This window comes from Paenibacillus sp. 2TAB26 (assembly GCF_052115145.1).
In the GTDB taxonomy this organism is placed as follows: Bacteria; Bacillota; Bacilli; order Paenibacillales; family Paenibacillaceae; genus Pristimantibacillus.
In genome coordinates this window covers 1-21,937 of record NZ_JBFRGC010000037.1, presented here as the reverse complement: position 1 = coordinate 21,937, position 21,937 = coordinate 1, and the positions used below count along the sequence as shown (strand labels likewise).

Sequence of the window (21,937 nt, the reverse complement as noted above, 5' to 3'; positions counted from 1 at the left end):
TCGTATAGGCTTGAAGCTGTTTATAGAATATCATAATTCAAGAAAAAATGTTATGCTTATACTCGTACAGAAAGGGAGTGAAGGTCATGCCGACATTGACGGATCGTTTTGGACGGGTACACGATTACTTACGTATTTCAGTAACGGATCGTTGTAATTTGCGATGCTTGTATTGCATGCCAGAGGAAGGAATGGAATTCACAGAATCAGAAAATTTACTTTCCTATGATCAAATTGTCGAGGTAGTTGAAGCGGGTGCGGCGCTTGGCATTACGAAGCTGCGCATTACCGGAGGCGAGCCGCTTATAAGGCCGGGTCTCGATGGTTTAATTAAAAGATTATCTGCCATAGCTGGCATTAAAGATATAGCATTAACGACGAATGGTGTTTTTCTAGCCAAACAAGCGGAAGCGCTTCGAGCAGCAGGCTTGAATCGTGTCAATATTAGCTTAGATACACTGGACCCCGCAAGATTTCGTTTTATTGCAAGAAGCGGGGAATTAAAACGTGTGATGGAAGGAATCGCAGCGGCAGCAGCAGTAGGCTTCGACCCAATTAAGCTGAATTGCGTGCTTCTTAAAGAAGTAAATGAGGATGAAATTGCCGCATTTTTAAAACTCGCCTACGAGCAGCCGATGCATGTTAGATTTATTGAATATATGCCAATCGGACATGCGGATGAAAATTGGAAAAAGCATTATTTGCCGCTTTCGCGTGTACTGGAAGTAGCAGAGCAAGAGGGCTATACGATTAGCCGCGGACCAAACGTGCATGGAAACGGTCCTTCAGAGGATTGGCAAATGAAGGGCGGCCGCGGCTCCTTCGGGCTTATTCATCCTATCAGCGATCACTTCTGCAGCAATTGCAATCGGCTGCGCTTGACAGCGGATGGGTCCATTAAGCCTTGCTTATATTGGGTAGATGAGCTGAATGTAAGAGAAGCATTCGGGCATCCAGAGGAAATGCAGCAATTGCTGCTGAAATCGATGGACATTAAGCCGGAAAATCATGAAATGGCGGCTAAGCTGGCTGACAGCGCACAAACGCATATTCCTACCGAACGGCGGATGTCGCAGATTGGAGGCTGAGAAGCAGCTGATGCATGAGATCAAGATTGAACATTTTGAGATAGGAATGTCCGTTACGACCCCAGAGGAGATGGCAAAACTTTCGGGCGCAAGCTTCCTTATTGCAGGCAGAGTGCCGGATGCTGAAGGTGAAGCATTTGACTTATATCAATGGTACGCTGCATGGATGAGGGACAATAATTCTGAGAATGCTGCAGTGTCCAAGACGCCATCTTATTTAATCGTAGAAGCGGCGGATTCTTTCGAGGCTACTATTCCATGGGAGCAGCTTGAGCAGGCGGCTGTGCTTTACCGGATTAATGGCTTGCCTTTGCAGAAGGCAGGCCCTATCCGCCTTTATGTGCCCAACGGGAGCAGCAAATGCTTAAATGTGAAACGCATCGTTAAACTCAAAATGGGACACGATGAGCCAAATACGCAGGTTGAAGCAGCATATGGTTTTAAGCATACATTTTCGATGAATGATTTGCGTAATAACAAGTAGACTGGTTTTGTGTCGCTGAGTACAGGCATTAAGGAGGCGTGCATGAATTTGACGGACAGTTTTCGTACAAGGGTAGTGCTTCTTCATAGCAATGATATACATAGTCGTCTGGAGCATGCCGCCAAGATCGCTTCTTTTATCGCAGAGGAAAGACGAAGCTGGGGCAATGAGCGAGTGCTTGCGGTAGACTGCGGAGACCATATGGATCGCATGCGAGTGGAGACCGAAGGCAGCGATGGGATTGTTAATGTAGAACTTTTAAATCAAGCTGGTTATGAAGTAATAACACTTGGCAATAATGAAGGACTCACTTATTCTTCTCAGACGATTTCGGAGGCGTATACCGATCGCGCTCAGTTTGCTGTCGTTTGTGCCAATATGCACGAGGCTGCTTCAGGTGAGCAGCCTGATTGGCTGCTGCCAAGTATTATTATTGATAAAAATGAACTTCGAATCGGTATCATAGGCGTCACAGCGGCCTTTTCTGACTTTTATTCCTTACTAGGCTGGCAAGTATCCGATCCATTCGCGGCGGTGCAAGAACAGGCGGCAAAGCTGAGAGATAAGGTAGATGTGCTGGTAGTGATGTCCCATATCGGGATTACCTTCGATAAGCAAATGGCGGAGAAGCTTGAGGGCATCGATCTTATTTTGGGAGCACATACCCATCATTTATTGGAAGAGCCGATTGTTATCGGTAATACGACGATTTGTGCAGCCGGGAAATTCGGCGAGTATATTGGGCGAGTAGAAATCGGAATGGACGACGTTTCCTCGCGCCCAATGTTCCGCGCAACCTGCGTTCCTACGGCCGCAATGGCAGAGCATCCGGAAGCTGCCGCCATCATCGGCAGCTATCTAAAGGCGGGACAGCAGCGCCTAAGCCGGGTTATCGCCCGGCTTTCTGCACCGCTGCCCGCCAGAGCCGAGCGGGAATCACCGCTCGGCAACCTGCTGGCCGCTGGCTTGCGCCGCTGGACCGATGCCGAGATCGGCATCGTCAACGCTGGACAGCTGCTCGGCGGCCTCGCGCAAGGGGACGTGACAGCGGGCGAATTGCACGCCCTCTGTCCGTCGCCGATTAATCCGTGCCTTATGCTCATCGCAGGCACGGATATAAGGACAGCGCTGGAGCAAGCGCTGCTGCCCGAATTTATCCATAAGCCGATCAAGGGATACGGCTTTCGCGGTGAAGTGCTTGGAACGCTTGCCATAGATGGCTTGTCCGTTACCTACGATTCGAACAGAATGCCGATGGATAGACTCATACAGGTAACGGTTAATGGAGAAACGCTGGATGATGAACGACTGTATAAGCTGGGAACGATCGATATGTTCAGTTTCAAGGCGGGTTACGAGTCGCTCGCCAACGCGGTGCAAGTGAACTATTACTTGCCTGAATTCATTCGAGACGTGATCGAAGCGCAGCTGCAAAATTCGTCTGAATTGGCGGAATGTTGTCAGCTAAGATGGGAAAATACCTCGATTTGACAAAGAATATGAAAAATATCGACAATTCATGTCGAAAAAATAGTATAAAATGGTTGCGATTTTCCCGTATATCCCGTACATTAACATTACGAACGATTTTTTCCGATGTAATAGTTAGCCGACTTTTAATGGGGAAGGATCGAGAAAATGCGGTTGTTGCCAATAGCGAAATGCAGGCCGGGTATGAAGCTGGCCAAAAAAATATTTTCTCAAGAGGGTATCGTTCTTCTTGGCGAAAATATGGAACTGACAGAGAGACTTATATCCCGCTTGGATCAATGCGGAATTCAATATGTTTATATAACAGATCCGAAGACGGATGATATTGTGCTGCCTTCTTTAATTAGAGAGGAAACGATGCAAATCGCGCTGAAGGAAATTCGAACGAATTTCCGCGAAATGATGGATCGTCCTAAACGCAAAAAAGGCGTAACCTACCCCTATATCGCACAGCCATTTAAAAATATGATGAATATGATTATCGATGACCTCTCCGGTCATAAGGATGCCATGATCATGTTAATGGACATGAGCTCCGTTGATCATTATTTGTTCCAGCATTCTTTAAACGTCTGCGTTTATACGACCCTGCTCGGTATGTCGAACGGCTATTCCAAGGATGAGCTTACGACGCTTGGCATGGGCGCTCTTCTTCACGATATCGGCAAGACGCAGATTGCGATCGATGTGTTAAGAAAACCAGGCTCCCTCTCCAAAGAAGAGTTCGAAGCGATGAAGCAGCATGCGAGAATCGGTTACGAGCTGCTCAAGGATGAGCCTAACCTGCCGCTGCTTGTTGCCCACTGTGCATTCCAGCATCATGAGCGAATTGACGGAAGCGGGTATCCGCGCGGAATCAAAGGCAATGAAATTCATGATTATGCCAAGTGGATCGGGTTGGTCGATTCGTACGACGCTATGACAACAAATCGCGTCTATAGTGCTCCAATGCTGCCGCATCACGCGATTGAGCGGCTTTATGCTGGTACGGGAACGTTATACGAGCAGCGAATGCTGCAGCTTTTCCGTGATAAGGTTGCTATTTACCCAATAGGAATAACAGTAAAGCTGCAAACAGGAGAGTCGGGGATCGTAGCAGATCTTAATCATTCTTACCCGCATCGACCTATTATTCGTATTCTATATAATGAAGCGGGCGAGGAACTGAAATCGCCTTACGAGATCGATTTGTCGAAGCAGCTCACGATGATGATTGTCAGCGTGAACGATGACGCGAGCGAAGTGCAATTTGCCTCAGGCATTTAACGAAAGACAGATTGGGAGCCGCTTAGGGCTCCTTTTTGCTTCTTTTTTTGCCGTTTTATTTGCTTCCTTTGCAGTCGCGCATTACAATAACTAAAGAATGATTCATTCCAGAAAATAAGTCAGGTGCTGAAGAAAAATGAACACAATACAATTTCAACAAGCAAGAACACCGTTATCCACACTTTCGCCAACGAATGATCCGTGGGATCCCATTCGTTCGTTGCAGCAATATGGAAGACATCGCTTAACAAGCGTCGAAATGACCGTTTCCAACCTATGCAATATGCGATGCGAGCATTGTGCTGTTGGAGATACACTTGTAATGACAGAACCCGCCAAGCTGCCGCTTAAGCAGATGCTGGACCGACTGGATGAAGTGGAGCATCTCGAAACGATAAGCATTACAGGCGGGGAGCCATCCTTCTCCGACCGAACGGTTCGTGATTACATGGTGCCGTTGCTTCAATACGCCCGCAGCCGCGGCATTCGCTCCCAAATCAATTCGAACGTGACGCTGCCTTACAGCCGTTATGAGCAGCTAGCTCCTTATCTAGATGTCATGCACATTTCATTTAACTACACGTCTCCGGAAGATTTTCACCAAATTGGATTTGCGAAAGCCAATCACCATGTATCGCTCGAAGCTGCGACCAAGCTTTATGAACGAATGATCGAAAACACGCGTCGCCTTAGCGAGACAGGTGTACTCGTTTCTGCGGAGTCTATGATCAATTACAAAACGTATAACAAAATTGATGAGATTCATCAGCTGATCGTGGATATGGGATGTCAGAGGCATGAGGTGCATCCGATGTATCCTAGCTCCTTTGCGAAGGATTTACCGGTTCTCTCACGCGAGCAAATGCTGGAAGCTATTGAACGCTTGCTGAAAGCGCGAGACCAATCCGTTTGGATGCTGTTCGGTACACTTCCCTTTTATCCATGCAGTGACAGCAAATCAGAACGTGAGCTGCTGCGAAGATTAGCGAATGAGCCAAATGTAACGGTACGCAACGATCCTGACGGCCGCAATCGGCTGAACGTAAACTTGTTTACAGGCGATGTATTTGTAACCGACTTTTCTGACGTGCCCGCTTTTGGYAACATCGGTTCGTCCAAATTGGAGGATTTATTTGATAAATGGCTGGACCATTCCCTTGCGCAAAGTGTGAATTGTCACTGCCCGGTCGCTTCATGCTGCGGACCTAACCTCCTTGTTAAGGATATGTACTATAAAGATGTTAATTTCCATGAGCGCAGCGCAGTGCTGGATTAGTATGAAAGAGCTGGTTTAAGAGTGGCGTAAAGTGCATATAAAAGAATAGAGAGGAGGAGAAGCTGTGTCTATTAAGACAATCGTATTTATCGCTTTAGGGTTATTGTTGCTCTATCTGTTTTTTACGGTAGGTGCTCCTTTCTTGCTTGCGCTTGTTGTAGCTATTTTTCTTGAGCCGCTTAATCAGCTGTTTATGAAAAAATTCCGAATGAACCGGCTGGTGGCAGCTACAATATCAAGCAGCCTGTTTACGGTTATTCTCATCGGACTAATCGCGCTGCTTGGCGTGAAAGTGGTAGCCGAATTAATAGCCTTTTTCAAAAAAGTGCCCCAATACTTCGAAAATGCCAATGGGATGGTAGACGATCTCATGTTTCAGGCACAATCGTTATATCAAAACTTCCCTCCTGACGCCATTGAAACGTTAGAGAAATGGCTAATGGAGCTAACGAGTACATTAACGAAAATGGTGGGTACGTTATCGAACACCGTTATCGCTTTCGCCTCAAGCATCCCGGGCATGTTCATCTTCTTTATCGTTTTCTTGGTGGCGGTATACATGATGAGCTTTAGTCTAAATACGATGAAGGCAACGGTGCTTTCATTATTTGAAGAAAAATCGCAGCCTCAGGTCAATGATGTGCTGAATAATCTCAAAAAGTCGATTTTTGGTTTCTTGCGTTCGCAGTTTATTTTGAGTGCACTCACCTACATCATTTCGCTGATCGGTTTGCTCATACTTAATGTCAAATATCCGCTTGCTATCGCGCTGCTTATTATCATTGTTGATATTATGCCGATTCTTGGAACAGGTTCTGTACTTGTGCCATGGGGAAGTTATTTGCTGCTGACGGGCAATGTATTTGTAGGGGTAGGGCTAATTATTCTATTTCTAGTTATTACCGTATTCCGCCGCATCGTAGAGCCTAAAATTCTCGGTGATTCTGTAGGAATTGGCTCATTGTCAGCGCTTGTAAGTTTATATGTCGGCTTCAAGCTCGTCGGTGTTATCGGTGTATTCATCGGACCGCTTGTCGTGATCATCTATATGGCAGCTCGAAGAGCTGGGTTATTCCAAATGAAATTCAAGCTATAGCCTTGGAAAAGCCGTGCCAAAGCCGTTGCTAGATACGTATGATACTGCAAAAAAAGCAGATCATGCAGGAGGCATACGAATAAATGGCACCTATTAAAGTTGCAATTGTAACACCAGGCTCCTTCCCGATTCCATCATCAGGAAGCAGCTCTGTTGAGCGAGTGGTAGAGAAATTTGCCCCGCTGCTTAAGCCTTACGCGGAACCTCGTATATTTGGAAGACTGAGCAAGCGATTGCCTCGTCAAGGACAATTTAACGGTGTTGTTTGTGAACGGTTTGCAGCGGGCAATAAGCAGCGATATATTCAAGAGGTAGGACATGCGGTTCACCGTTTTTCTCCTCACGTCATCGACGTCGAGAATCGTCCCCAATTTGTGCTAACGATGAAGCGATTGAATCCAGGCAAACGAGTCTGGCTTTATTTGCATTCCTCCACCTTTATTTCACCCTCCTATATTTCTTCTGCAAACTTGCATAAGTGCTTGCAGGCCGCAGATAGAATCATCGTAAATAGCGAGTTTCTAAGACGAATTGTAGTGTCGAAAGCGCCAGAGGTCGCTTCGAAGCTGCGAGTCATTTATCCTGGGGTAGATACGGCCAGGTTTCCTTCACAATATTCCTCCGAAGGAGCCGCTAAACGGGAGAGTTTAAGGCAAAAGAGAGGATTGAATGGTAAAAAAGTGGTGCTTTTTATGGGGAGGCTTATTCCGCTTAAGGGCGTTCATCATCTTCTCAATATCGTGCCGCAGCTTGCTAAAAGCCACCCGGAGCTCGTTGTTATCATCGTAGGGAGCCCATTTTATGGCTCGCATCGCAAAACGGCTTATGCGCGCAAGCTTGAACAGCTTGGACGCAAATGTCCGGGTCATGTTCGTTTTGTGCCCTACGTGCCGCATTCGGAAGTGCCCAGCTGGATGCTCGTTGCCGATGTAGCGGTCGTGCCATCTGGACAGAGGGAGGCATTTGGGCTCGTTAATGTTGAGGCGATGTCCTGCGGCGTTCCGGTAGTCGCAACACGTGCTGGCGGAATGAAAGAAATTATCCGTAATGGCGAAACGGGCTATTTGGTCAATCAGCTTCATATCGAGCGAGAGCTGCGAGAAAAGCTGCATCTGCTGCTTCGCGATAAACAGCTCAGGCAGAAGCTGGGGCGCCGCAGCCGCGAGCGTGTGGAGCAGACATTTACATGGCGTCACACCGCAGATCGATGGGTAAGGCTGCTGAAGGAAAGCGGACTGTAGCAGGCTGTATTTTTCCGCGGTTTGGAAAATAGAGGGTTGACACCTTTCTTTACTAAACGGTATAGTCAAACAAGGAAATCCACTAGGGGCGCCGTAATGGCTGAGATAAAGCGAATCGCTTTGGTCCCTTTGAACCTGATCTGGGTTATGCCAGCGTAGGAAAGTGGGATTGTGCGTTTATGCTTTGCGCGTGAAAGCTCTGCCGGAATCTGCTGAAGCCTCAGCTTATGCGGCATGACTTTATCTGCTTAAGGGGAACCCTTGCAAGATAACACTCGCATGACGACACTCTTCGACCGCTCCTTTGCTGGAGCGGTTTTTTTGTTTGGCGCCAGTGAATCGATAAAGCTTTGTGGCCGCCATGCACGCTCCAGCAATTGCAGCTCTTGTAGCAGCCTAGCTACTTGTATAGCAGCGGTGTTTTAAACTTTCTCATATGCTTGCGTATGCCTCCAGGAGGAATTCTATTATTCCATTAGGAGGTTTTTGTTATGTCTATTTTTTCTACTCCGCTTCCGGGCAGCCGCAAGGTGTACGTCGAGGGCTCAAAGGGAAACATCCGTGTTCCGATGAGAGAAATTGCACTTGAAGCTAGTACTGGCAGAAATGGTGAAGAGCTGCCGAATGAACCTGTAAAAGTTTATGATGCAAGCGGTCCTTATACCGATGAAACGTATGAGGCAGATGTTCGGCGCGGTTTGCCCGGTATTCGCAGCGAATGGATCTTGCAGCGTGGTGATGTAGAGCCCTATGAGGGCAGGGAAATCAAACCGGAGGATAATGGATTTATTTCGGCTAAAAAAGCAGAGCAGCGAGGCGCGGAACGATTCCCGGGGTTAACGAGGAAACCGCTTCGTGCCAAAACAGGGCAAAATGTTACGCAGCTTCATTACGCCCGCAAAGGGATCATTACTTCTGAGATGGAATACATCGCTATTCGCRAAGGGATGAGTGCAGAATTTGTACGCAGCGAGATTGCAGCCGGTCGTGCCATTATTCCGACTAACATCAACCATCCTGAAAGTGAGCCGATGATTATTGGGCGGCAGTTTCACGTTAAAATCAATGCTAATATCGGCAACTCTGCTGTAGCTTCTTCGATTGAAGAGGAAGTGGAGAAGATGACTTGGGCGACGCGCTGGGGAGCCGATACGATTATGGATTTGTCCACGGGGAAAAACATCCATACGACGCGGGAGTGGATCGTGCGAAATTCACCAGTTCCGGTTGGCACAGTACCCATTTATCAGGCGCTGGAGAAAGTGAACGGCAAAGCAGAAGACCTTTGCTGGGAAGTATTCCGCGATACGCTTATTGAACAAGCCGAGCAGGGCATCGACTATTTTACGATTCATGCAGGTGTACTGCTGCGCTACATACCACTTACGGCAAAGCGCGTTACGGGTATTGTCTCACGAGGCGGATCAATTATGGCAGCTTGGTGCCTGGCACACCATAAGGAGAATTTCCTATATACGCATTTTGAAGACATTTGTGAAATTATGAAAGCATACGACGTATCATTCTCGCTTGGTGACGGCCTGAGACCCGGTTCTATAGCAGATGCCAATGACGCTGCTCAGTTTGCTGAGCTGGATACATTGGGTGAGCTAACGAAGATCGCATGGAAACATGATGTACAAGTGATGATTGAAGGCCCTGGCCATGTGCCTATGCATTTGATCAAAGAAAATATGGATCGTCAGCTAGAGGTGTGCGATGAAGCGCCTTTCTATACATTAGGACCGCTAACGACCGATATCGCGCCAGGCTATGATCATATTACTTCGGCAATTGGTGCTGCAATGATTGGATGGTTCGGCACGGCAATGCTTTGTTATGTAACACCGAAGGAGCACCTTGGCCTTCCGAATAAGGAGGATGTGAAGGAAGGCGTTATTACGTACAAAATCGCAGCGCATGCGGCTGACTTGGCGAAAGGGCACCGTGGAGCGAAGCTGCGTGATGATGCATTGTCCAAAGCGCGATTCGAGTTTCGTTGGCGGGATCAATTCCATCTATCGCTTGATCCAGAGCGTGCGATGGCTTACCACGATGAGACGCTTCCAGCTGATGCTGCGAAATCCGCTCATTTCTGCTCCATGTGCGGGCCGAAGTTTTGCAGCATGCGAATCACCCAAGATATAAGAGAGTATGCCGCGCAAAACGATATGGAAACAACGGAAGCCATTGAAGCGGGAATGAAGGAAAAATCAGATGCATTCAAGGCGGCAGGGAGCAAGATTTATGGTTGATTCTGTTCTTGATGCTTTTGCAGATCGTTATTCGAGGCAAACGAGATTTGCTTTCATTGGAGAGGCAGGCCAGCGGAAGCTGGCCGATGCCTCGGTGCTTATCGTCGGTGTTGGCGCATTAGGCGCTTCGCTTGCGCAGCATATGGTAAGAGCTGGTGTCGGGGAAGTTAGGCTGGTAGACAGGGATTTTGTTGAGCCAAGCAACTTGCAGCGCCAAATGCTTTTTGACGAGGCGGACGCTCTGGCAGTGATGCCCAAAGCAGTGGCCGCTGCCAATCGGCTTCGCCAAATTAACAGCAGTGTAAACATTATGGCGACAGTAGCGGATGTGAATGCACAGAACATTGGATTTCTCGCCGGAGGAGTTCATCTCGTCCTTGATGGGACGGATAATGCAGCGACAAGGCTGCTGGTCAGCGACCAATGCTTTAGACAGCGAATCCCATTTGTTTATGGCGGGGTGGCTGGGGCGCAGGGCATGCAGGCAACATTAATTCCTGGAGAGACTTCTTGCTTGCGCTGCTTAATCGGAGCAGATGATATGGAGCAGGAGGCCGATACTTGCGATACGGTGGGCGTACTCGCTCCAGCGGTTGAATGGATTGCATCTATGCAAGCAGCTGAGGCGATAAAATGGCTCACTGGCAATAATTCGGCGCTGCGTAAAACGTGGTTGAGCATTGATCTATGGTCATTCCGAATGCGGGAATCGGAGCTTCCGGCATTCAGTACCGAGTGCCCATTCTGTGCTCAAACGCCTGATGTAGCAACTGACGGCATGCTTTGTTTTGAAGCTGATAGAGTGGAAGATACTCAAATAAGCTCTACCGTATTATGCGGTAGGGATACGGTGCAGGTGACGTTAGGCAAGCCGGTTGATTTAAAAGAGGTAGAGCAAACTTTGCGAGCGCTTGGCTGCACGCTCACCGTGAATCGGTATTTAGTGAAAGCGATGATCTCTAGCGGAGAGCAGCTGATTCTCTTCCCAGATGGAAGGGTGCTTGTGCAAGGCACAGCGGATGCGGAGAATGCAATTAATCTCGTTAAAACGTTCTTATGAAATGGAAATAAATGATTTTTTTGATGAAAGGTTGTGTTTGAGAATGAGTAGACAAGGCTGGCGGAACTTCAAGCTCTACGCCATTACAGCGAAATCTAATCACCCTGGCAGATCAGTCGTTGAAGTGATGGAGCAGGCGCTGATTGGCGGAGCTCAAATGGTTCAGCTTCGCAACAAAACGGGGACGAGGGAAGAGGTGCTTGAAGAGGCCAAAGCCCTTCGAATACTAACGCGAAAATATAAAGTGCCTCTTATCATTAATGATTATCCTGATCTTGTTCTTGAGACGGATGCTGACGGTGTTCATTTAGGTCAGGATGATATGCCAATTGCCAAAGCAAGAGAATGGCTTGGTACTGACCGCATAATTGGCATATCCACGCATAACCTGCAGCAAGCACTAGCTGCTGAACAGGAGGGAGCCGATTATATCGGCGTTGGGCCAGTGTATCCTACCGAAACAAAGCCGGGCCGTACGGCTGTTACTACGAGTTATGTCAGGGAAGCAGCGCATCATATATCGATACCGTTCGTGGCTATTGGAGGTATCACACTTGAAAATGTTGATGTCGTACTAGCGTCGGGAGCGACACGAATATGCGCAGTTTCAGCCATTGTTGGCCATAATGACCCGGCTAGTGTTTGTCAGGCTTTCTTAAAGAAAATCGATGCCCACCGTTCTGAATATGTTCCTCCCTTTAAGATAGTGAAGATTAATGGCCGCGAGGAGCAGACCAGCGCTAAAACAGTGGAGGAACTGGTCGTCCAGCTGGGACAACAACATAAAAAGCTCGTTATTGAGCTTAACGGTATGATCGTACAACGTGCAAGGTGGGCTGAAACTGAATTACTTGGCGGAAGCTCTATAGAACTTGTACATTTTGTTGGAGGGGGCTGAACATTTTGGGAAATTGGGATCATGAAGATACCCTTCTTATTGGAGGACATGCGCTGCGGTCGCGTTTTTTGTTCGGTACGGGGCGATTTCCAAGTCCTGCTGTACTGCAGCAGGCGCTTGAAGCGTCGGGCTCGGAGGTTATTACGTTCGCGGTTAGAAGGGTTAATCTAGAGAGTGTAGAGGATGATTCGGTACTTCAACACTTTGAAGATAGACAAATGCAATATTTGCCGAATACATCTGGTGCGAGAACAGCGGAGGAGGCTGTTCGAATCGCGCGTCTGGCGAGAGAAGCTGGGCTTGGCAACTGGATTAAGGTTGAAATCAGCGGAGACCATCGAACACTTCTGCCTGACCCTATAGAAACGCTGCGTGCTACGGAGCAGCTTGCGAACGAGGGTTTTATCGTTCTTCCTTATACATCCGATGACCCAATCCTATGCCGGAAATTAGAGGAAGCTGGAGCTTCAGCAATCATGCCTGGAGGATCGCCAATTGGATCTGGGCTCGGATTGCTCAATCCCTATAACCTCGGACTTATTGCGGAGCAGTCGAGGGTTCCAGTCATCATCGATGCGGGTATTGGATCGGCGAAGGATGCTGCGGAAGCGATGGAGCTAGGTGCGGACGGCATTTTGGCTAATACGCCTATCGCTAAGGCACAGGACCCGATTATGATGGCTCGCGCATTTCGATTAGCGATTGAAGCAGGGCGATTGGCATGGCTGGCTGGCCGCATACCGAAAAAACGTTATGCATCTGCAAGCAGTGATTGGGCAGGTTCATTATTTGAAACAGGAGTTAGCGCAGGAGGGGAACAATAATGCCCCAATCGGTAATTATACTAGGAGGCGGCATTATTGGTTTGTCTTGTGCCTTCGAGTCGGCGCGTAGAGGCATGAACGTAACACTCATTGAGCCAAGCGCACTCGGAGGGCAAGCATCCGGCGCAGCGGCAGGCATGCTTGCTCCATTTTCAGAAAATACGGAGCAGCCCGATCAATTTTTTCAGCTGTGCCTAAACAGTCACCGCAGCTACCCGGCGTGGATTAAAGCGATCGAGGAACAATCCGGCATGTCGACGGAGTGGGTGCAGAGCGGAAGCATTAACGTTTTTATGCATGAAGCAGACGTTTTGCCCATACAATCCAGATTGCAGTGGCAAAATGAATGGGGAGCCGAAGCTCAGCTTATTGATGCAGCTCAGCTTAGGAAGCTGGAGCCGATGCTTGCTCATTCGGCAATTGCTGGCGTATTTACGCCAAAGGAGAGCCATGTTTACGCGCCAAAGCTTGTTGCAGCGCTTGAAGAAGCTTGCCGGAGGTTAGGTGTCGTCATCCTATCCCATGCGGGTAAAATTGAAGAGGTTGCAGTTCAACAGAGCGGGGGAGCGTCTGTCCGAGCAGAAACGATGATAAAGAAGGTTCATGCCGATCGGCTAGTCGTCTGCGCGGGCGCTTGGTCAGGTGAATATGAAAGATGGTTCGGACTTTCTGTTCCGATACATCCCATTCGGGGACAAATCTGTTCTTACGAGCATCAAGAAACTGAAGTTCGCCATATGATCTTCTCCAGCCAAGCCTATTGGGTCGGAAAAAGAAATGCTCGGCTCGTATGCGGTGCTTCTGAAGATGTCGCGGGCTTTGAGACGAGTGTGACAGAACGAGGCATCGGCCGCTTAATTCGCAGCAGCAATCAGCTTTTTCCATTTCTTAAAGGCAAAGAAACCGCACATCGGTGGGCAGGCTTGCGTCCCGCAACGCGAGATGGAATGCCAATGCTTGGGCAAGTAGAGGGAATGCCAGCCGTTATTATGGCCGCAGGTCATTATCGCAACGGTATTTTGCTAAGTCCAATCACAGCTCATATTGTTGCTGATCTATTGGAAGAAAAGCAGGGAGAACCGTCGATCAGCAGATTTTCTCCTAACCGCTTTACGACTATTGCTATGAGAGGAAGACTTTCTACTTGATAGGAAGCTGCATTAAGGCAGCACGAAATATCTAAATTATTGCATTGAAAACATATGAAAAATCTGCTATATTGAAAACGAGAATCGTTATCAGTTGAGTAGGTTTTTTTTTATGTCTGGAAACAGACTTCCTTTATGAAGCATTTTTTATCAACCAAAGTATACATACAGAAGGGTAGTTTTCAATGTCTTCTCTATCAAGCAATAAAGCGCTGGCAGGCACAAAGCTGCGCACACGGCCGCTAGTGGCTACGATTATTTTATTTGGCGGGTTTGCAGCACTCTTATTATCGCTCGCATTATCTATCTCCGTCGGTGCAGCAGATATCAGTCTCTCAACGGTTTGGGATGGCGTATTCCACTTCAATGAGGAAAACATTCAGCATCAAATTATTAAAGAGCTTCGTATGCCGCGTGCGTTAGCCGCTGCTTTGGTGGGAGCAGCTTTCGCTGTCGCAGGTTCTGTTATGCAAGGCATGACTAGAAACCCATTAGCAGACTCGAGCTTGCTTGGAATTAACGCAGGAGCAGGTTTTATGTTGGCGCTTTGCTTCGCTTTTTTCCCTTCGATATCTTATCTTGGTCTTAWGTTTGTGTGTTTTGCGGGTGCAGCAGTTGCAATGGGACTCGTATACGGAATCGGCTCATTAGCAAAAGGCGGCCTAACACCTGTGCGGCTTACACTGGCTGGTGCGGCTGTAGGGGCATTGCTGCTTGCTATAACAGAAGGCATAGCGATTTATTATAAAATTGGTCAGGATTTGGCTTTTTGGTATGCTGGCGGGGTAGCCGGAACGAAATGGCTGCAAATTCAAATTGTATGGCCATGGGTAGTTGGTGGACTGCTTGGCGCCATCGTGTTATCGCGCTCCATTACATTGTTAAGCTTAGGCGATGATGTTGCTGCAGGTCTTGGACAACGAACTGGCCTAGTAAAAGCAGCTGGCGTCATTATAGTCTTATTGCTGGCAGGCACCGCCGTTTCAGCGGTCGGCTCTATCGGTTTTGTAGGCTTGATTATTCCTCATATCTCACGATTCCTAGTTGGTGTCGACTATAGATGGATCATTCCATGCTCGGCGGTTTTGGGAAGTTTACTTATGGTGCTGGCTGATATTGGCGGGCGATTGATTAATCCGCCTCAGGAAGTGGCTATCGGTATTATAATCGCGGTTATAGGCGTTCCGTTCTTCCTCTATCTTGTAACAAGAATGAAGGGAGAATAAGCATGAATACTTACTTTATTACCGAAACCGAACAGCGTAGAAGAAAACGCGCAGTCCTCGTAATGACCGTGCTTAGCGTACTTATTGTATTGTCCGTTATCATCAGTATGAACACAGGATTTATTCGCTTAGCACCGCTTGACGTATTCAAAACGTTAATTGGATCGGGAACGGCTAAGCAGGAGCTAATTCTATTTGATTTCCGCTTGCCGCGGATTGTCATCTCTATATTAATTGGTGCAGGTTTTGCAGTATCGGGCTGTATTATTCAAGGATTATCGCGCAATCCGCTTTCTGATCCAGGGCTGCTGGGTATAAACGCGGGCGCAGGGCTTGCAGTTATCTTGTTTATTTCTTTTTATCCGACGACGGAAAAGGGCTCTATATTTTTGATGCCGTTTCTWGCATTAATCGGAGCATCGTTTACCGCATTGCTCATTTTTGTACTTTCGTATAAAAGACATCGAGGGTTATTGCCAACTCGGATGATATTGGTAGGTATCGCTGTAGCGGCGGGTATTAGCGCAGCGATGCAGCTTCTGATTTTGCGTCTAACGCCTGAGAAATATCAGTTTTTTGCTATATGGATGGCGGGGAGCATTTGGGGAACGAACTGGAAGTATGTGGTTGCACTGCTCCCATGGTTAATCGTTATTTTTCCAATCGTGCAATATAAGGCGAAAGCATTGAATGCATTAAATTTAGGCGATCAATTGGCAGTTGGACTTGGAGCTCAAGTGAACAAGGAGCGGGCATTGCTGCTTGCTGCAGCGGTAGGCCTAGCTGGTTCTTGCGTTGCTGTCGGCGGGGGCATCGGATTTGTCGGACTCATAGCGCCTCACTTGGCAAGAAGACTTGTCGGTCCGCAGCATCAGGTATTATTGCCAGCTTCAGCTTTTGTAGGCGCGCTGCTCGTTATTGTGGCGGATACACTTGCCAGATGGGCATTCCAGCCAAACGAAATTCCAACAGGCATTGTTGTTGCTGTTATTGGAGCACCTTATTTCTTATACTTATTGTCCAGATCGAAATAGTTAAAACAGTTGAAACAGAAACCGCGGAGAGCTGCATGCTCCCGCGGTTTTTTGTTTTTTAAAAGCCGCTTATGTACATTTGTCTGTACTCCTTGTAGCGAGCCCATAGGTACCTGCATATATTACCTATGACATTTCAGGTGGAAGAAGGAGAGGACTATGACAAAAAACAGAAAAGGGAAAAGCCCGAAGGGGCGAAAGCCGCTTTTTTATGTTGATAATCCGAATGCTTCCGAGTTAAAGTGGCTAGATGATTTGAACAGGAAGAAGGCCGCTGTTGCACAAGCACATGCAGCTAAAACGTTGATTAAAAAAGAGGAAGAAGAGAAGGAGAAAGCGAGCATTAACGCACTCGCTCTCATACTTGAGAATCCATCAGAGCAGATGGATTCGGAAGTTGTCACGGTGGAGGACGCTGAGGAGATTGAACAGTTAGAACAGCTTATTCAAGTGGAACCGGTGGAGCAAGAGCAGCAGCTGGAACTAGTAGAGCAGCAGGAACAAGTGGGGCAAGTAGAACTGTTGGAGCAAGGGGAACAGCTGGAACAATCGGAACAATCGCAAGAAGAGCAGCAGGAGCAAGCAAGGCTGTTGGAGCTAGGGGAGCAGCTGGAACTAAATGAACAATTGGAACAATCGCATGGAGAAGAGCTGCAGGAGCAATTAGAGCATTTGGATACGCTGGAGCAGCTGCACCAGATTGAAGAGCAAGAGCAGCTCGCTGTCGAAGAGCTTGCCCAGCAGATTGCTCAGTTAAGCTTGGAAGAAAAGTTTGAGAAACTTGATGAGAAATTGGCGCCGGAAGGTCCTCCAGCTTTTATATACACGGATGATTTGGTAGACTTTTCGGTTACATCAGAGAAAATTGCACCTGGGTCGATCGATAGCAGCAAGCTGGCAGCTGGCAGCGTGCAGGCAAGCACGATTGCCGATTATTCCATTCACACCATCCATTTAGCTGACGGCACAATCAACTCCGCTAAAATTGCAACAGAATCGATTATGGGCGAGCATTTGGTAAACCACTCGATTACCGGAAACAAAATTTTGGATTATTCAATTTCTGGAAATAAGATTCAAGATGGCAGCATCTCGTCGGAGAAGCTTGCAGATCGTACGATCAGTATGGACAAAATTGCAGAAGGGTCGATCGAATCCAGGCATTTGAAGTCATTGCTCATTACAACAGACCTGCTTGCCGATCAAGCCGTTACTGGCGATAAAATTAAAAGCGGTACGATTGGGCCGGAAAATTTGGCTAATGAAGCCATTGACAACTCAAAGCTTTCTGAAGGAGCAGTAACACACTCCAAGCTTCGTGACTCTGCAGTTACGAGTGAGAAGATAGCAGCAGAAGCGATTGAAGCGGAGCATTTGAAGCCTGGATTGCTGCTATCTGAGCATGTCGCAGTTGGTATTATTCAGGGAAAGCATTTGGCCCTCGGAGACATAGCCGCGGAACATCTAGCAGAAGGAGCAGTCGGAACAAGGGAACTGCAGCCAAAAGCGGTAAAAGCAGAACAATTAGCGGACGAATCGGTATCTTCATCTCATCTGCAAGCAGCGGCCGTTCTAAGCTCCCACATTGGAACAGGGCAAATAACAAGTGAGCACATCGCGGATCAGTCCATTAACTCTAGGAAGCTTGCGGATCAATCGGTATCCACCATTAAAATTGTTGATCATTCGATAACGATTTCCAAGCTTTCTGATCAATCCGTTAATGCTCAGAAGCTCGCGAATGACTCCGTTCACAGCCGTCATTTGGGCTCTGGAAGCATTACATCCGACAAAATTGCTGATGGGCAAATATTGCAGGCGCATCTGACAACAGATGCAGTAAACATGAAGCATATTGCACCAAATGCAATTAAACGGGATCATCTACAAAGCGGCATTGTTAATGAAGATAAAATCGCGCCATTATCCATTCGTGTTGACCATATTGGTATGGAGGCTGTTGGTACTACTCAATTAGCGGATGCTTCAATAACGCGAAGTAAGCTGGCTGATGGTGCTGTTGATAGTAAAGTCATAGCAAACTTTGCTATTGAATCCCGGCATCTTCAGGATGAATCGGTAACGTTTCAGAAGCTGGCTCCTGAAGTGTTAAGGTCGTATCATTTTACTAAGGGTGCCGTAACGGGTGAAGCGATTTCTTCTGAAGCAGTGAACAGCATGCATTTAAAATCGGAGATCATTGAAGGACGCCATCTCGCAAAGGATGCTGTAGATAACAAAAAGCTGCAAGACGGTTCAGTTACGAGCAGCAAGCTAACGAAAGGCGCTGTCACGGATCAAGCTATTGCTTCAGGTGCAGTTTTTTCGCATCATTTGGCAGATCATACTGTAAATTCATTAAAGCTTTCCCCTGAATCGGTTACGACGGATAAGCTGGCTGATTTAAGCGTCTCGACTGGCAAGCTCGCAGACGGAAGCGTATCGAGTGTCAAGATTGCGTCTCAAGCTATTATGCCAGGGCATCTCGGAGCCAATTTGATTGCTTCCCACCACATACAAGCAGAATCGATTCGCTCGACCCATATTGAAGCTCATGCAATTGGAGCTGAACATTTGGCTGATCAATCGATCGGAAATGAGCACCTTCAAGATGGTGTCATTACATCTGCTAAACTAGCTTACGGCGCTGTGCAATCAAAGCAGATAGCAAATGAAGCGGTGCTTAGCCGTCATTTGGGAAATGCATCCGTGCTTGGAATCCATTTGGGAGAAGGAGCGGTTCATGCCGCGCATTTGGCGGATGATTCGATTACGATTGAAAAGCTGACAGCAAACAGTATTGGACCAGCGCAATTGCAAAACGATTCCGTAGGTGCTGATGTTATAAGCAAAGGTGCTGTAGGTACGGATCATATCGCACCAGGAGCCATTACGTCGGGTAAAATAGCGGAATTGTCCATCGGCGCGAAGCAGCTTAAGCCAGAGTCGGTAAATGCAACGCATTTAACAATAAATAGTGTAAACGAACATGCATTGCAGGATGAGTCGGTGACGAGTGCAAAGCTGGCTCAAGATGCCGTCTCAAGCGAGCATGTACAGCTCGAATCACTTGCCGGCAAACATTTGAAATCCGATTCGATTCAAGGCTATCACGTTCGCAAGGGCACGATTACACTAGCTCATTTGGCTAATGACGTGCTTGTGTTTGACCGAATTGCTGACAACAGTATTTTGGGAAGAAAGATTAAGGAAGGCTCTATCGATAGTAAGTTGTTGTCAGTCGACAGTGTGGGGACGGAGCAGCTGGCAGACGGAAGCGTGACGACGTCGAAGCTGAAGCTAGGTAGCGTAGGAAAGGATCAGTTGTCGGACGGAAGCGTAACGACATCGAAGCTGGTACTAGGCAGTGTAGGTTCGGAGCAGCTGGCGAATGAAAGTGTGACGACGACGAAATTGGTACTAGGCAGCGTAGGCACGAAGCAGTTGTCGGACGGCAGCGTAACGACATCGAAGCTGGAACTAGGCAGTGTGGGTACGGAGCAGTTGTCGGACGGAAGTGTAAGTTCGTCGAAGCTGGAGCTAGGCAGCATAGGCTCGGCGCAGTTGTCAGATGGTTGTGTGACCAAATCGAAGCTGGAGCTGCGCAGTGTAGGTACGGAGCAGTTATCAGATCGCAGTGTGACGACATCAAAGCTGGTACTTGGCAGCGTGGGTACGGATCAGTTGACGGATGGCAGTGTAACGACATCGAAGCTTGATTTAGGCAGTGTAGGTACGGAGCAGTTGGCGGACGGTAGTATAACAAAATCAAAGTTGGTACTAGGCAGTGTAGGCTCGGATCAGTTGTCGGATGGCAGTGTGACGACGACGAAGTTGGTACGAGGCAGCGTGGGTACGGATCAGTTGATGGATAGCAGTGTGACGACATCGAAGCTGGTACTTGGCAGCGTGAGTACGGATCAGTTGTCGGATGGCAGTGTGACGACATCGAAGCTGGTACCTGGCAGTGTAGGCCCAGATCAGTTGTCGGATGGCAGTGTGACGAAATCGAAGCTGGAGCTACGCAGTGTAGGTACGGATCAGTTGGCGGATGGTAGTGTAACGAAATCGAAGCTGGAGCTGCGCAGTGTAGGTACGGAGCAGCTGGCGGATGGCAGTGTAACAAAATCGAAGCTGGTACTAGGCAGTGTAGGCTCGGATCAGTTGTCGAATGGCAGTGTGACGACGACGAAGTTGGTGCTTGGCAGCGTGGGTACGGATCAGTTGGCGGACGGCAGTGTAACAAAATCGAAGCTGGAACTAGGCAGTGTAGGCTCTGATCAGTTGTCGAATGGCAGTGTGACGACGACGAAGTTGGTGCTTGGCAGCGTGGGTACGGATCAGTTGTCGGATGGCAGTGTGACGACATCGAAGCTTGAGCTAGGCAGCGTAGGTACGGATCAGTTGTCAGATGAAAGTGTAACTACAACAAAGATTGCGTTAGAGAGCATAGGCTCGGAGCAGTTAATGGATGGAAGCGTGACTGCATGGAAACTAGCGTTTGGAAGCGTTGGATCAGAACAGCTGACAGACGGAAGTGTGACAACAGAGAAACTGGCATTTGGCAGCGTAGGCTCGAATCAGCTGTTGGACGGAAGTGTGACGTCAACGAAGCTGGCATTTGGCAGTGTAAATTCGGAACAGCTGACGGACGGCAGTGTGACGACATCGAAGCTGGCGTATGAAAGCATAGGTTCGGAGCAGCTAGCAGATGGCAGTGTGACAACATCGAAGCTGTCGTATGGAAGCATTGGTTTAGAACAACTAATGGATAGAAGTGTGACATCAGCGAAACTTGCGTATGGAAGCGTTGGTTCAGAACAACTGACGGATAGAAGTGTGACATCAGCGAAGCTTACGTATGGAAGCGTTGGATCAGACCAGCTGACTGACGGAAGTGTGACAACAGAGAAACTGGCGCTAGGCAGCGTAGGTCCGAATCAGCTGATGGACGGAAGTGTGACATCAACGAAGCTGGCATTTGGCAGTGTAAATTCGGAACAGCTGACGGACGGCAGTGTGACGACAGCGAAGCTTGCGTATGGAAGCGTAGATTCAGAACAGCTGATGGGCGGAAGTGTAACATCATCAAAATTGGCATATGACAGTGTAGGTTCAGAACACTTGATAGACAGAAGCGTGACGACGACCAAGCTAGCATTTGACAGCGTAGGTTTGGAACAGCTGATGGACGGAAGCGTGACATCCGCAAAGCTGGCGAATGGAAGCATTGGTTCAGAACAACTGACGGATAGAAGTGTGACATCAACAAAGCTGGCGTATGGAAGCGTAGGTTCAGAACAACTGACGGATAGAAGTGTGACATCAGCGAAGCTTACGCATGGAAGCGTAAGTTCAGAACAGTTGGCAGACGGAAGCGTGACTACATCGAAGCTGGCTTATGGCAGTGTAGATTCAGAACAGCTGATGGGCGGAAGCGTAACTTCATCGAAACTGGCGTATGATAGCATAGGTTCAGAGCACTTAATGGACGGAAGCGTGACAACGACGAAGCTGGGAATTGGCAGCGTAGGTGCGGAACAGCTGACG

General features: G+C 48.0%; 16 protein-coding genes and 1 riboswitch. Of the genes, 15 read left to right on the top strand and 1 reads right to left on the bottom strand.

Translation table 11 applies throughout. The features are described 5' to 3' along the window. Positions 1–86: 86 nt before the first annotated feature. The 7 genes from moaA (at position 87) to AB4Z50_RS31000 (ending at position 7,942) form a co-directional block, all read left to right on the top strand. Complete coding sequence (moaA, locus tag AB4Z50_RS31030) at positions 87–1,088, top strand: GTP 3',8-cyclase MoaA (protein WP_441885434.1); 1,002 nt, start codon at positions 87–89, stop codon at positions 1,086–1,088. Further along, positions 1,078–1,572 (top strand): hypothetical protein, encoded by a 495-nt coding sequence (locus tag AB4Z50_RS31025; RefSeq protein WP_441885432.1) that lies wholly within the window; start codon positions 1,078–1,080, stop codon positions 1,570–1,572. Before moaA ends, AB4Z50_RS31025 begins: the two co-directional genes overlap by 11 nt. Positions 1,573–1,614: 42 nt before the next feature. Further along, a complete protein-coding gene (locus AB4Z50_RS31020; protein ID WP_441885430.1) occupies positions 1,615–3,063 on the top strand; it encodes a bifunctional metallophosphatase/5'-nucleotidase in 1,449 nt (482 codons plus the stop codon). A 147-nt stretch (positions 3,064–3,210) separates the two neighbouring features. Then, positions 3,211–4,329: an HD-GYP domain-containing protein gene (locus AB4Z50_RS31015; RefSeq protein ID WP_076270263.1), complete on the top strand. Its 1,119-nt coding sequence runs from the start codon at positions 3,211–3,213 to the stop codon at positions 4,327–4,329. Between the two features lie 136 nt (positions 4,330–4,465). Further along, a complete protein-coding gene (gene yfkAB, locus AB4Z50_RS31010; RefSeq protein ID WP_441885428.1) occupies positions 4,466–5,605 on the top strand; it encodes a radical SAM/CxCxxxxC motif protein YfkAB in 1,140 nt (379 codons plus the stop codon). Positions 5,606–5,669: 64 nt separating this feature from the next. Continuing rightward, a complete protein-coding gene (gene ytvI / locus AB4Z50_RS31005; RefSeq protein WP_076270261.1) occupies positions 5,670–6,701 on the top strand; it encodes a sporulation integral membrane protein YtvI in 1,032 nt (343 codons plus the stop codon). 83 nt (positions 6,702–6,784) lie between these two features. Beyond that, entirely contained in the window at positions 6,785–7,942 is a 1,158-nt protein-coding gene (locus tag AB4Z50_RS31000; protein WP_076270260.1) for a glycosyltransferase family 4 protein, read from the top strand. Positions 7,943–8,016: 74 nt separating this feature from the next. Beyond that, a riboswitch (TPP riboswitch) is annotated at positions 8,017–8,121 on the top strand. A 61-nt stretch (positions 8,122–8,182) separates the two neighbouring features. On the opposite strand, the gene AB4Z50_RS30995 is transcribed toward AB4Z50_RS31000, so the two are convergent. Beyond that, on the bottom strand, positions 8,183–8,305 hold the full coding sequence (locus tag AB4Z50_RS30995; RefSeq protein ID WP_441885425.1) for a hypothetical protein: 123 nt from the start codon (positions 8,303–8,305) through the stop codon (positions 8,183–8,185). A 128-nt stretch (positions 8,306–8,433) separates the two neighbouring features. Here AB4Z50_RS30995 and thiC point away from each other — a divergent pair, with 128 nt between their 5' ends. From thiC to AB4Z50_RS30955, 8 genes are all read left to right on the top strand, one after another. Further along, positions 8,434–10,197: a phosphomethylpyrimidine synthase ThiC gene (thiC, locus tag AB4Z50_RS30990; RefSeq protein WP_441885423.1), complete on the top strand. Its 1,764-nt coding sequence runs from the start codon at positions 8,434–8,436 to the stop codon at positions 10,195–10,197. Continuing rightward, positions 10,190–11,257 carry a ThiF family adenylyltransferase gene (locus tag AB4Z50_RS30985; protein ID WP_441885421.1) on the top strand — a complete coding sequence of 356 codons (1,068 nt, stop codon included), beginning with the start codon at positions 10,190–10,192 and terminating at the stop codon, positions 11,255–11,257. The genes thiC and AB4Z50_RS30985 overlap by 8 nt, the downstream gene beginning before the upstream one ends. Position 11,258: 1 nt before the next feature. Then, on the top strand, positions 11,259–12,155 hold the full coding sequence (gene thiE / locus AB4Z50_RS30980; RefSeq protein ID WP_441885419.1) for a thiamine phosphate synthase: 897 nt from the start codon (positions 11,259–11,261) through the stop codon (positions 12,153–12,155). 5 nt (positions 12,156–12,160) lie between these two features. Beyond that, entirely contained in the window at positions 12,161–12,979 is an 819-nt protein-coding gene (locus AB4Z50_RS30975) for a thiazole synthase (RefSeq protein WP_441885417.1), read from the top strand. Next, entirely contained in the window at positions 12,979–14,127 is a 1,149-nt protein-coding gene (thiO, locus tag AB4Z50_RS30970) for a glycine oxidase ThiO (RefSeq protein ID WP_441885415.1), read from the top strand. Before AB4Z50_RS30975 ends, thiO begins: the two co-directional genes overlap by 1 nt. 185 nt (positions 14,128–14,312) lie before the next feature. After that, positions 14,313–15,353: a FecCD family ABC transporter permease gene (locus AB4Z50_RS30965; protein ID WP_441885413.1), complete on the top strand. Its 1,041-nt coding sequence runs from the start codon at positions 14,313–14,315 to the stop codon at positions 15,351–15,353. Positions 15,354–15,355: 2 nt separating this feature from the next. After that, positions 15,356–16,387, top strand: coding sequence for a FecCD family ABC transporter permease (locus tag AB4Z50_RS30960; protein ID WP_441885411.1), 1,032 nt, complete (start codon positions 15,356–15,358; stop codon positions 16,385–16,387). Between the two features lie 159 nt (positions 16,388–16,546). Further along, positions 16,547–21,937: hypothetical protein (locus AB4Z50_RS30955; protein WP_441885409.1), on the top strand; the 5,391-nt coding region annotated here is incomplete at its 3' end.

Excerpts from the sequence above, each read along its gene's own strand:
- moaA (WP_441885434.1), top strand. The coding sequence starts at position 87 with ATGCCGACATTGACGGATCGTTTTGGACGGGTACACGATTACTTACGT.
- AB4Z50_RS31020 (WP_441885430.1), top strand. The coding sequence starts at position 1,615 with ATGAATTTGACGGACAGTTTTCGTACAAGGGTAGTGCTTCTTCATAGC.
- AB4Z50_RS31015 (WP_076270263.1), top strand. The coding sequence starts at position 3,211 with ATGCGGTTGTTGCCAATAGCGAAATGCAGGCCGGGTATGAAGCTGGCC.
- AB4Z50_RS31000 (WP_076270260.1), top strand. The coding sequence starts at position 6,785 with ATGGCACCTATTAAAGTTGCAATTGTAACACCAGGCTCCTTCCCGATT.
- AB4Z50_RS30995 (WP_441885425.1), bottom strand. The coding sequence starts at position 8,305 with ATGGCGGCCACAAAGCTTTATCGATTCACTGGCGCCAAACAAAAAAAC.
- AB4Z50_RS30985 (WP_441885421.1), top strand. The coding sequence starts at position 10,190 with ATGGTTGATTCTGTTCTTGATGCTTTTGCAGATCGTTATTCGAGGCAA.
- thiE (WP_441885419.1), top strand. The coding sequence starts at position 11,259 with ATGGAAATAAATGATTTTTTTGATGAAAGGTTGTGTTTGAGAATGAGT.
- thiO (WP_441885415.1), top strand. The coding sequence starts at position 12,979 with ATGCCCCAATCGGTAATTATACTAGGAGGCGGCATTATTGGTTTGTCT.